This window comes from Curvibacter sp. PAE-UM, assembly GCF_001432305.1.
Classification (GTDB): Bacteria; Pseudomonadota; Gammaproteobacteria; order Burkholderiales; family Burkholderiaceae_C; genus Hylemonella.
Window position 1 is genome coordinate 159067 of record NZ_KQ483358.1, and the last position, 12291, is coordinate 171357.

Here is a 12291-nt window from a genome sequence, read left to right on the forward strand (position 1 = left end):
AGCACGACAGCATGCATTCCTGGTTCGGCCCTTCGCTGCTGGACGAGCGGCTGGAGGCGCCCGAGGAACAGCAGGAATTCAAACGGCTGTGGCTGGGCTTCATGACGGCCCGCGTCATGCTGGGCCTGGTGCTTCTGCTGCTGCAGGTGACCCTGTACGTCCTGGGTCAGGCGCCCAATGTCTGGCTTGCACTGCTCTGCGGCGCTTATTTCGCCGCCACACTCATGGTGCGTGTGGCACCGCGCCCGCGCCGCATGGGCCATACCTTCGACCAGTCCTGGCTGTCCAGCATCGGCGTAGACGTGCTGGTCTTCACGGCCCTGCATCTGCTGCACGGCAGCAGCATCAACTACACCCCCCTGTACGCCCTGCCGGTGCTGCAGGCCGCCGTGCTGGGCTCCTTGACCCTGGCCATGGGCACGGCCGCCGGCGTCACCCTGCTGCTGCTGCTGCACAGCACCTGGCAGGCGCTGCGCGGCCCGGGTGATGCCACGCCTTTTTTCATCCAGGCGGCGCTCACCGGCGCGGGCAGCTTCGTCATCGCCTTCCTGGCCCACCAGCTGTCGGCACGACTGGCCAGCGAACAGCAGCGCGCCCGACGCAGCCAGCACGCCATGCGCATCCAGCAGCAGGTCAACGACCTGGTGATCGAAGCCCTGACCGACGGCATCCTGGTGGTGGACGTGCGCGGTACCGTGCATGCGGCCAATCCGGCGGCACGCCAGATGCTGCAGGCCGACGACCGACCGATCAGGCATACGCCCTTCAGCCTGGCCGACGAACCCGGCTGGCAGGCGCTGGCCGAGCTGGCCTTCCAGGTCTTCACCGGCCGGGGCGACTTCCACCACGCCGACATCGGCATCGAGCATCTCGGGCAGGGCAACCGGCGCATGCGCGTGCGCACGCGCATGACCACGGCCCACTGGGGCGAGTCCGAGATCCTGTGTGTCATGTTCCTGCAGGACCTGCGCGAGATGGAAGCGCGCATGCGCACCGAGAAGCTGGCCAGCATGGGCCGCATGTCGGCCGCCGTGGCGCACGAGATCCGCAACCCACTGGCGGCCATCGCCCAGGCCAATGCCCTGCTGGAAGAGGACATCCAGGAGCCGCGCCACATCCGTCTGACCCAGATGATTCGCCAGAACGCCAAGCGCCTGGATCGCATCGTCGACGACGTGCTCAACATCTCGCGTGCCGGCAAGCAGGCCACCGCCTTCGCGTCGCGCGTCCTGGAGCTGACCCCCTCCGTGCAGCGCATCGGCCAGGACTGGGCCCAGCAGACCGGCAACAGCGCCATGCTCGCCCTGCACCTGGCGCCGCAACCGTTGCCGGTGCACTTCGACCCCGAGCACCTGCGTCGTGTGCTGGTCAACCTGCTGGACAATGCGCGCCGTTATGCCCGCCAGTTGCCTGATGCGATCCAGGTGCATGCCCGCGCCGATGCCAGCGGGCAGGCCCTGCTGGCCGTCTGGAGCGATGGCCCGCCCATGGAACCTTCGGTGGAACAGCATCTGTTCGAACCCTTCTTCTCGTCGGAAAGCCGCTCCAGCGGTCTGGGCCTGTATATTTGCCGTGAATTGTGCGAAGGGCATGGCGCCGCCATCGGCTACCACCGCGCCCGCCGCATCGCCCGCGACACCCTGATGGACGGCAACGAATTCTTCATCACCCTGCGTCAGGCGGCCGTCCCGTCGCCGGCCTCCAGATCGCCTGCCACCCCATGAACAACCACGCCCCCGCTTCTCCAGCGCATATCCTGGTCGTGGATGACGAACCCGACCTGCGCACGCTCTACGAACTGACCCTGCTGCGCGAGGGTTACCACGTCGACGTGGCGGAAACCGTGGCCGATGCCTGGAAACACCTGCAGGAGCGCCGCTACGAGGTCCTGATCACCGACATGCGCCTGCCCGACGGCCTGGGCATCGAGCTGATCCAGCGCCTGCGCGCCCAGCAGCGCGGCGAGCGCTGCGTGGTCATCACGGCCTATGGCTCGGCAGAAAACGCCGTGGAATCGCTCAAGGCTGGCGCCTTCGACTACCTGACCAAGCCGGTCGACCTGAAACAGTTTCGTACCGTCATCGCTTCGGCCGTTCAGGACGCCCTCATCCCCCGGGCCACGCCCCTGCCCCTGCCCCCTCCCGCTGCGGCAGCCGCACCACGCACGGCAGCACCGACCCTCGCAGGTGACGCTGCGCTGCAGCGTCTGGTCGGCAGTTCGCCCGCCATACGCCAGGTACGCGAACGCATCGTCAAGGTGGCCCGCAGCATGGCGCCCGTGCTGATCTGCGGCGAGTCCGGCACCGGCAAGGAGCTGACGGCACTGGCCCTGCACGCGAACAGCCACCGGGCCGGCGGCCCGATCGTGGCGGTGAACTGCAGCGCCATCCCGGAAAACCTGCTCGAAACCGAGTTCTTCGGTGTGCGCAAAGGCGCCTACACCGGCGCCAACCAGGACCGCGACGGCTATTTCCAGGCTGCACGCGGCGGCACCCTGTTCCTGGATGAAATCGGCGACCTGCCGCTGTCCATGCAATCCAAGCTGCTGCGCGCCATCCAGGAGCGCTGCGTGCGCCCGGTCGGCGGCACGCAGGAAGAGACCGTGGACGTGCGCGTCGTCAGTGCCACGCACAAGCATCTGGCGCGCGAGGTGCAGGAAGGGCGCTTCCGCCAGGACCTGTACTACCGGCTCAATGTGATCGAGATCGACATCCCCCCGCTGCGTGAGCGCCGCGAGGACCTGCCCGTCCTGTGCGACGCACTGCTCAAGCGCATCAGCCAGGAGTCCGGCCTGCCCCTGCCCCGCCTGCCGCCCGAGACGCTGGCCCAGCTGGCCAAGCACCCGCTGACCGGGAATGTGCGCGAGCTGGAAAACCTGCTGCACCGCGCCGTGGCACTGAGCGACGGTAGTGAATTGAGTTTCGACAGCATCGACACGACACCGGCCATCCTGGATCCGACGGCGTGGGACCTGGCGCCCACCATTCCCGGGGTGCTGCCGCCCAGCCTGGCCCCGGCCCCGCTGGAGCACCCGGAGCTGCCCGCCGACCTGCAAGGCCACCTGGACCGCCAGGAGCGCGAGATCCTGATCAAGGCGCTGCAGGAAACCGGGTTCAACCGCACGGCGGCGGCGGCCAAGCTGGGCCTGAGCCTGCGCCAGATCCGCTACCGGATCGCGCGTCTGAACATCGACACGCCGCAGGGCAACGACCCCGGCGCATGAGCAAACATCCCACCCCAGAACGCAACCGCCTGTGGGACGGCGGCTGGTACCGCTTTGCGCGCCGGCTGGAATCACCCAACTTCGGACCACGTCCGGCAGATGCCGTTGTGGACCTGCTGCTCATCCACTCCATCAGTCTGCCACCGGGCCAGTACGGCGGCGACGAGGTGCAACGCCTGTTCACCAACACGCTGGACTGGAACGCCCACCCCTATTTCAAGAGCATCGAGGGCATGCAGGTGTCTTCGCACTTCTACATCCGCCGCAACGGCGAACTCTGGCAGTTCGTCAGCTGCAACGAGCGCGCCTGGCATGCCGGCGTGTCCTGCTACCGCGGGCGCGACAACTGCAACGACGACTCGGTCGGCATCGAGCTCGAAGGCCTGGAAGGCGAGTCTTTCGAGGCCGGGCAATACGAAACCCTGGGCAGCCTGTGTGCCGCCCTGGGCCAGCGCTACCCGGTGCAGCACATCGCCGGGCACGAACACGTGGCCCCCGGGCGCAAGGCCGACCCCGGCCCCGGGTTCCAGTGGGCCGTGTTGCAACAGTCCCTGGGCTGGCCGTCTCGGTATTTTCCCGAAGAGCCCGCCTGAGCCGGACCAAGCGGCGGCGGCGCGCCGACCGCGTGCACATCCCCCGGAAAAGCCGCCGCGCAGACTGCATGCGGTCTGGCACGGAAAATACGCTGCCGTGCCGCATGCTTGCTGGCCTTCGGCCAGAAGATAACGTGACTTCAAGCGCCGCGCCGCGCCAGCGCTGGACCTCCCGCTCACTGTTTCCGCAACCAGATGCGGTACTTTTTTTAGGCCGGATACGCCGTGTGCTGTATGCCCAACGCTACACTACCTGTAGTGGCTTGTATTCACCAGACACACCATATATAGTGCTTTCCGCTGGCAGTGCTTTTCTCCGACAGATCGCATCGCGAGCCAGAATACGGACCCAAGAACCAACAACAGATTTGCTGACGACGAGGAAATAATGCAAACCGCTCTGAACCCCGCCACCCCCCCTCTTCACACCGGTGTCCTGACCATGCAAACCCAGGAAAACACGGCCGCCACCCCCCTGAACAACTACCAGATCATCCGCCGCAACGGCGCCGTGGTGCCCTTCGAGCCGAGCAAGATCGCTGTGGCCATGATGAAGGCCTTCCTGGCCGTGCACGGTACCCAGGGTGCCGCTTCGGCCAGCGTGCGCGAGGTGGTGGACGCCCTGACGCAAAACGTCGTGCGCGCGCTGATGCGCTCGCGCCCGGGCGGCGGCACCTTCCATATCGAAGACGTGCAGGACCAGGTCGAACTGGGCCTGATGCGCGGCGGCCACCACGAGATTGCCCGCGCCTACGTGCTCTACCGCGAGCGTCGCACCCAGGAGCGCGCCCAGCAATCCGCCCAGGTCGCGCCGAAAGCCCCCCAGCTGCATGTGATCGATGGCGGCCAGCGCGTCACGCTGGATCTGGGCAACCTGCAGCAATTGATCGAGAACGCCTGCGCCGGCCTGGGTTCCGACGTCAAGCCCGACCCCATCGTGGCCGAGACCATGCGCAATCTGTACGACGGTGTGCCGATCGACGAGGTCTTCAAGGCCGCCATCCTGGCCGCCCGTACCCTGATCGAGAAAGACCCCGACTACACCTACGCCACTGCGCGCCTGCTGTTCCACACCATCGCCCGCGAGGTGCTGGGCCGCGATGTGCCGCAAGCCGAAATGGGCCAGGCCTATGCCGACTACTTCCCTGACTTCATCAGGAAGGGCGTGGACAACGAGCTGCTCAATCCGGACATGTTGCAGTTCGACCTCAAGCGCCTGGGCGCTGCGCTCAAGGCCGATCGCGACCTGCAGTTCGACTACCTGGGCCTGCAGACCCTGTACGACCGTTATTTCCTGCACGTGCGCAAGAGCCGCATCGAACTGCCGCAGGCCTTTTTCATGCGCGTGGCCATGGGCCTGTCGCTGGGCGAGATCGACCGCGAGGCGCGCGCCATCGAGTTCTACGAGGTGCTGTCCTCCTTCGACTTCATGTCGTCCACGCCCACCCTGTTCAACGCCGGCACCCTGCGTTCGCAGCTCTCCAGCTGCTACCTGACCACCGTGCCGGACGATCTGGACGGCATCTACGAGTCCATCAAGGAAAACGCCCTGCTGTCCAAGTTTGCCGGCGGCCTGGGCAACGACTGGACCCGCGTGCGCGCCCTGGGCTCCCACATCAAGGGCACCAACGGCGAATCGCAGGGTGTCGTACCCTTCCTCAAGGTGGTCAACGACACCGCCGTGGCGGTGAACCAGGGCGGCAAGCGCAAGGGCGCGGTCTGCACCTACCTGGAGACCTGGCACCTGGACATCGAGGAGTTCCTGGAACTGCGCAAGAACACCGGCGACGACCGCCGCCGCACGCACGACATGAACACGGCCAACTGGATCCCCGACCTCTTCATGCGCCGTGTGATGGAAAAGGGCGAATGGACCCTGTTCTCGCCGTCCAACGTGCCGGACCTGCACGACCTGTTCGGCGCCGACTTCGAGAAGGCCTATGTGGCCTATGAAGCCAAGGCCAAGCGCGGCGAGATCAAGCCCAGCAAGACCGTGCCGGCCACCGACATGTGGCGCAAGATGCTCTCCATGCTGTTCGAGACCGGCCATCCCTGGATCACCTTCAAGGATGCCTGCAATGTGCGCTCGCCGCAGCAGCACGCCGGCGTGGTGCACTCCTCCAACCTGTGCACCGAGATCACGCTCAACACCAGCGACACCGAAACCGCGGTCTGCAACCTGGGCTCCGTCAATCTGCGCCAGCACCTGAAAAACGGTGCCATCGACCAGGACAAGCTGAAGAAGACCATCTCCACGGCCATGCGCATGCTGGACAACGTGATCGACATCAACTACTACGCCGTCAAGAAGGCACGCGACTCCAACCTGCGGCATCGCCCGGTGGGACTGGGCATCATGGGCTTCCAGGACGCGCTCTACGAACTGCGCATCCCCTACGCCAGCCAGGCTGCCGTGGAATTCGCCGACCAGTCCATGGAAGCCGTCTGCTACCACGCCTACTGGGCCTCGACTGAACTGGCGCGCGAGCGCGGCCAGTACTCCAGCTACAAGGGCTCGCTGTGGGACCAGGGCATCCTGCCGCTGGACACGCTGGACCTGCTGGCCAAGGCCCGCGGCGGCTACGTGGAAGTGGACCGCTCCGCCACCCTGGACTGGGATGCGCTGCGCCGCAAGATCGCGGCCGACGGCATGCGCAACTCCAATTGCGTGGCCATCGCCCCGACCGCGACCATCTCCAACATCATCGGCGTGGATGCCTCGATCGAACCCTGCTTCGGCAACCTGTCGGTCAAGTCCAACCTGTCCGGCGAGTTCACCGTGATCAACAGCTACCTGGTGCGTGACCTCAAGCGCCTGGGCCTGTGGGACGACGTGATGGTCATGGACCTCAAGCATTTCGACGGCTCGCTGGCCCCCATCGACCGCGTGCCGCAGGAGATCAAGTCCCTGTATGCCACGGCCTTCGAAGTCGAGACGCTCTGGCTGGTGGAAGCCGCGGCACGCCGCCAGAAGTGGATCGACCAGGCCCAGTCGCTCAACATCTACATGGCCGGCGCCTCGGGCAAGAAGCTGGACGACACCTACAAGCTGGCCTGGCTGCGCGGTCTCAAGACCACCTACTACCTGCGCACGATGTCGGCCACGCACGCCGAGAAGTCCACCGTCACGGCCGGTCGTCTCAACGCGGTCTCCTCTGGCGGCACAGCGAGCGGTGGCATGAGCGCCCTCGACGCAGCAGCAGCTGCAGCGCAGGCACAGATGGCCACGGCCGCCACCGACATCAAGTTCTGCGCGATCGATGATCCGGGTTGCGAAGCCTGCCAGTGATCGCAGCTGACATGTCGCAGAGCCTTCATGCATGCGATGTTATTGAGCAACAGAATCGGGCGGCGATGTGAATGAATACTTTCCATTTCACGTCGTCGCTCCCATAATTCGCTGATTGGAACCTCCTATGTTGTCCTGGGACGAAGAAGTCAAGCCCACATCGTCAATGTCTTATGCCGGCGCTGCTGCGAGCAGCCGCCCGACTGAGCTTCCCTTGCAAACTCCCCAGCTGCGCATGGCGCAGCACCATGCGACACCTGTCGCCGCCGCTCCTGCCGCCAGCGTGCCCCCCGCCGCGGCACACCGCATCAAGGCCGCCGACAAACGCATCATCAACGGCCAGACCGACGTCAACCAGCTGGTGCCCTTCAAGTACAAGTGGGCCTGGGAAAAATACCTGGCCACCTGCGCCAACCACTGGATGCCGCAGGAAGTGAACATGAACCGCGACATCGCCCTGTGGAAGGACCCCAATGGTCTGACCGAGGACGAGCGCCGCATCGTCAAGCGCAACCTCGGCTTCTTCACCACCGCCGACTCGCTGGCCGCCAACAACATCGTGCTGGGCACCTACCGCCACATCACGGCGCCCGAGTGCCGCCAGTTCCTGCTGCGCCAGGCTTTTGAAGAAGCCATCCACACCCACGCCTACCAGTACATCGTGGAATCGCTGGGCCTGGACGAATCCGAGATCTTCAGCGCCTACCTGGAAGTCCAGTCCATCCGCGACAAGGACGAGTTCCTGCTCCCGTTCATCAACGCGATCATGGACCCCAACTTCCACACCGGCACCCTGGAAACCGACCAGACCCTGCTCAAGAGCCTGATCGTCTTCGCCTGCCTGATGGAAGGCCTGTTCTTCTACGTCGGCTTCACGCAGATCCTGGCCCTGGGCCGGCAGAACAAGATGACGGGCGCGGCCGAGCAGTACCAGTACATCCTGCGCGACGAGTCCATGCACTGCAACTTCGGCATCGACCTGATCAACACGATCAAGCTGGAGAACCCGCAACTGTGGACGCCCGAGTTCAAGGCCGAGATCAAGGCCCTGTTCGAGAAGGCCGTCGAGCTTGAATACCGCTACGCCGAGGACACCATGCCGCGCGGCGTGCTGGGCATGAACGCCTCCATGTTCAAGGGCTACCTGCGCTACATCGCCAACCGGCGCGCCACGCAGATCGGCCTGGAGCAGCTGTTCCCCAACGAAGAAAATCCCTTCCCCTGGATGAGCGAGATGATCGACCTGAAGAAGGAACGCAACTTCTTCGAGACCCGTGTCATCGAGTACCAGTCCGGCGGCGCGCTCTCCTGGGACTGAAAAAATCAATCTATGGCTTCCAGAATCACACCGGCTGTTGATCGCTCCTCAGAGAGCGGCGCCAGCCTGTGTCACCCCGTTCATGGCGTTGGGGTCAACCCCAGCCTCATGAATCGCTCCATGCATCCAACACGCATGAAGTGCTCTTTGTAACTTGATCAAGGAGAATTAGTAATGGCAACTGCAAAGAAAGCGGCTAAAAAAGCCCCCGCGAAGAAGAAGGTAGCAGCAAAGAAGGCCCCGGCCCGTAAAGCTGCAGCGAAGAAGGCTCCGGCAAAGAAGGCCGCTGCCAAGAAGGCTCCGGCCAAGAAGGCCGCGGCTAAGAAGCCGGCTGCGAAGAAATCCGCAGCTAAGAAGCCCGCCGCCAAGAAGGCCGCGGCTAAGAAGCCGGCTGCGAAAAAGGCTGCTGCCAAGAAGCCCGCCGCCAAGAAGGCCGCCAAGAAAGTAGCGAAAAAGGCTGCCAAGAAACCGGCTGCCAAAAAGCCCGCTGCGAAAAAGGCCGCCAAAAAGCCGGCGAAGAAAGCTGCGAAAAAGCCTGCTGCCAAACCTGCGGCAGCACCGGCCCCCGCGGCTCCTGCGGCTCAGACGACTCTGAACCCGCAGGCCGCATGGCCCTTCCCCACGGCCAGCCGTCCCTAAGACAGCCTAGGCCTCAAGCCCGTTGCCTGCAAAGGCAACGGGCTTTTTCTTTGGCAAGCTGAATGAAGCCCAACCTGCCCCCGCAGTCTTTCCTCCACCTGCAGAAGGACGGCTCCGTCCACGTGGATGTGCACGTCATGCCCAATGCGGCCCGCACGCAGATCCAGGGCCTGCACGACGGCGCATTGCGTGTGCGCCTGCACGCCCCGCCGGTGGACGGCAAGGCCAATCTGGCACTGCAGGCCTGGCTGGCCGAGGTGCTGGGTGTCCCGAAATCAGCGGTGGGGTTGGTGCGCGGAACCACGGCGCGGCGCAAGCAGCTGCGCGTGGCCGCCGCTTATGCCGGACAGGCCCGCTGGCAAGGGCTGATACTCGCCGCCCCGGAGGGCTGAGCCCTCAAGCGCCGATGACCTGCTGCGTCACCTTGTAGTTCTGCGGGCCGCGATGGGCGATCTTGTGCGAACCCATGCGGTTGCCGAGTTCGGCCGCCTTGGCCAGCGTCCAGCCGCGCTCCAGGCCGTAGAGCAGGCCGCCGCGGTAGGCGTCGCCACAACCGGTCGGGTCCACCACGGCCGCCGCCTGCACCGGCGGCACCAGGGTCTTGTGGCCGTCGACCCAGACCTCGCTGCCTTCATGCCCCAGCGTGATGACCAGGCCGCGCACCTTGCGTGAAATGTCGGCCGGGCTCCAGCCCGTGCGCTCGCACAGCATCTTGCCCTCGTAATCGTTCACCGTCACCCAGCTGGCCAGTTCGACAAAGTGCGCCAGGTCCTTGCCGTCGAACATGGGCAGGCCCTGGCCCGGATCGAAGACAAAGGGGATATCAGCCGCCTTGAACTGCTCGGCGTGCTGCAGCATGGCGTCTCGCCCGTCGGGCGAGATGATGCCCAGCTTCACATCGGGGTGGCGCTCGATGCGCGTGACATGCGCCTGCATCATGGCGCCGGGGTGGAAGGCGGTGATCTGGTTGTTGTCGCGGTCCGTCATGATCAGCGCCTGCGCCGTGTAGGTCTCGGTGATTTCGCGCACGAAGCGCGTGTCGATGCCCAGCCCGCGCATGCGCAGCAGGTAGTCGGCGCCGTCATTCCCGACGGTAGCCATGGGCAGCGGCGTGCCCCCCAGGGCCTTGAGCGCATAGGCGATATTGCCGGCGCAACCGCCAAAATCCCGCCGCAAGGTGGGCACCAGGAAGGACACATTGAGGATGTGCAACTGGTCGGGCAGGATCTGCTCGGCGAAGCGGCCCTCGAAGTTCATGATGGTGTCGAAGGCCAGGGAGCCGCAGATGAGAGTTGCCATAAAAATGTGTCGTGGGGTTCAGGGATAGAAGGCCAGCAGGCGGTAACCCGCCACGCGCTCGCCGGCGCCATTGGTCTTGATGGTCAGCACCAGCGTGGTCTGGGTCTCGGACGCGGCCGGGATCACTCCCGTTTTCACGCCCAGTTCCTCGGGCTGGAACACGCGCCGCATCAAGGCGTGGTCCAGCGTGTCGGTCAGCGCCAGCTCGACCGCCGGCATGGCCAGATCGATCGGGGCATTGTTCTTGAGTGTCAGGCTGAGGCGGTACAGATCCCCCTTGACCTTGCTGAAAGCAGAGCTGTCGATCACCACCGACTCGATCTGCCGCAGCGGTGCGATCTGGCAATCCAGCAGCAGACAGGCTTCCTCGATCAACGGCTTGAGACCGGGTTCCACGACGGCCAGGCGGTCACGTTCGTGGATCAGGAACTGCAGCGCCAGCCCCAGCCCCAGCAGCAGGCAGGCCACCAGCAGCGTGGCGCGCACCAGCGGACGGTGCCAGCGTGAGGGCTTGGAGGCATTGCGCATGAAGGACAGTTCGGCAGTGGCCGAAGCGCGCGGCACAGACTGCGCTTCGACCTCGAACACGGGCTCGGCCCGGCCCGCCACCCCATAGGCCGACCCGTCGAGCAGTGGCCCGGGGCCGGAGACCGGCTCCAGCACCGTGTCACCCGCAGGCTCGTGCAACTCCAGGTCCACGTCGGGGCTTGCGGGCTGGGGGGCGGGCTCTGCCGCGGCTTTTGTTTTCTTTCCGGTCTTGCTGCCCGCCCGGCGGGCATCGGACGCGATGGCGGCCGCCAAGGTCCCTTCAAAGGGGGCGGCCTCCCGGTCTGGCACGTCTGCGGCGCCGCCCTGCGGCAGCACCGCTTCCTGCATGTGCGCCGAGGCGTCGAAGATTTCCTCACACTTGCCGCAACGCACCCAGCCTTCGGAAATGCGCAACTGGTCCGGCACGACCTTGAACATCGTCTGGCAAGCGGGGCAGCGTGTGATCAGGCTCATGGGTGCCCGATTGTAGAGCCGTGAACAGGCTCTAGAGGGTGGCGGTCATCAGGATCCAGCCGTCTTCGGCATCGGTCACGCGGAGTTCGGCGTACGGCGCGTAGGCCAGCTGGAGCTCCTGGGCCTGGCGCTCCAGGATGCCCGCCAGCACGAGCGCACCACCGGGCGCCACATGCGAACACAGCAAGGGCGCCAGCACCTTGAGCGGCGTGGCCAGGATATTGGCCAGCACGGTCTGGTAGGTGCCTTGGGCCAACTCGGACTGGCCGGCGCGGAGTGTCACGCCATTGGCCTCGGCGTTCAGACGGGTCGAATCCACGGCCGCCTCGTCGATGTCCACGGCATCGATCTCGCGGGCGCCGAACTTGGCGGCACCGATGGCCAGGATGCCCGAGCCGCAACCGTAGTCCAGCACACGACCCAGGCCCTGGGCACCATGGCGGGCAATCCAGCGCAGGCACATGCGGGTCGTCGGATGGGTGCCGGTACCGAAGGCCAGCCCCGGATCGAGCCGGATGATGGTCTTCGCCTGCGCGGGCGGCTCGTGCCAGGTGGGCACGATCCAGAAATCGGGGGTGATGTCCACCGGCGCGAACTGCGACTGCGTCAGGCGCACCCAGTCCTGCTCGGGCACCTCGGCCACGCCCAGCAGGCGGCAATCGGTGAAGAAATCCTGGGCCTGCAGCAGTACCGCCGCCTCGTCGGCTGCTGCGCGCGTGGGAAAGAGCGCCAGCACGCGCGAGCGCTGCCAGCCCTCGGCGGGCGGCGGCATGCCCGGCTCGCCGAACAGGGCCTGCTCGGCGTCGGTCTGGGCATCCGCATCCTCGACGCTGACGCTCAGGGCATCCAACGCGTCCAGCGCCTCGCCCAGGACCTCAACCCGATCCTGGGGACACAGCAAACGAAGTTCGTACATAAAGTGGCGGCG

Annotated in this window: 10 protein-coding genes; 7 read left to right on the forward strand and 3 right to left on the reverse strand. The window is 65.6% G+C overall.

The genetic code is table 11. The features are described from left to right. The first annotated feature begins 11 nt into the window (after window positions 1-11). From AO057_RS00810 to AO057_RS00840, 7 genes are all read left to right on the forward strand, one after another. Window positions 12-1724 (forward strand): sensor histidine kinase, encoded by a 1713-nt coding sequence (locus tag AO057_RS00810; RefSeq protein ID WP_057677119.1) that lies wholly within the window; start codon window positions 12-14, stop codon window positions 1722-1724. Then, window positions 1721-3223: a sigma-54-dependent transcriptional regulator gene (locus AO057_RS00815; protein ID WP_057673838.1), complete on the forward strand. Its 1503-nt coding sequence runs from the start codon at window positions 1721-1723 to the stop codon at window positions 3221-3223. Before AO057_RS00810 ends, AO057_RS00815 begins: the two co-directional genes overlap by 4 nt. Further along, a complete protein-coding gene (gene ampD, locus AO057_RS00820; RefSeq protein WP_057673839.1) occupies window positions 3220-3816 on the forward strand; it encodes a 1,6-anhydro-N-acetylmuramyl-L-alanine amidase AmpD in 597 nt (198 codons plus the stop codon). Before AO057_RS00815 ends, ampD begins: the two co-directional genes overlap by 4 nt. A 388-nt stretch (window positions 3817-4204) precedes the next feature. Further along, entirely contained in the window at window positions 4205-7105 is a 2901-nt protein-coding gene (locus AO057_RS00825) for a ribonucleoside-diphosphate reductase subunit alpha (protein WP_057673840.1), read from the forward strand. A gap of 127 nt (window positions 7106-7232) precedes the next feature. Further along, a complete protein-coding gene (locus tag AO057_RS00830; RefSeq protein WP_057673841.1) occupies window positions 7233-8423 on the forward strand; it encodes a ribonucleotide-diphosphate reductase subunit beta in 1191 nt (396 codons plus the stop codon). A gap of 174 nt (window positions 8424-8597) precedes the next feature. Beyond that, entirely contained in the window at window positions 8598-9062 is a 465-nt protein-coding gene (locus AO057_RS17330) for a histone H1-like DNA-binding protein (RefSeq protein ID WP_082605357.1), read from the forward strand. A 62-nt stretch (window positions 9063-9124) separates the two neighbouring features. After that, window positions 9125-9454 (forward strand): DUF167 domain-containing protein, encoded by a 330-nt coding sequence (locus tag AO057_RS00840; RefSeq protein ID WP_057673843.1) that lies wholly within the window; start codon window positions 9125-9127, stop codon window positions 9452-9454. A gap of 4 nt (window positions 9455-9458) precedes the next feature. Here the strand turns inward: AO057_RS00840 and AO057_RS00845 are convergent, their stop codons facing one another. Genes AO057_RS00845 through prmA form a run of 3 tightly spaced genes read right to left on the reverse strand, consistent with a single transcriptional unit; the run spans window position 9459 to window position 12279 of the window. Next, a complete protein-coding gene (locus AO057_RS00845; protein ID WP_057673844.1) occupies window positions 9459-10361 on the reverse strand; it encodes a carbohydrate kinase family protein in 903 nt (300 codons plus the stop codon). A gap of 18 nt (window positions 10362-10379) precedes the next feature. Further along, window positions 10380-11363 (reverse strand): DUF3426 domain-containing protein, encoded by a 984-nt coding sequence (locus AO057_RS00850; RefSeq protein ID WP_082605358.1) that lies wholly within the window; start codon window positions 11361-11363, stop codon window positions 10380-10382. Window positions 11364-11394: 31 nt separating this feature from the next. Further along, complete coding sequence (gene prmA, locus AO057_RS00855) at window positions 11395-12279, reverse strand: 50S ribosomal protein L11 methyltransferase (RefSeq protein ID WP_057673846.1); 885 nt, start codon at window positions 12277-12279, stop codon at window positions 11395-11397. Window positions 12280-12291: the final 12 nt, after the last annotated feature.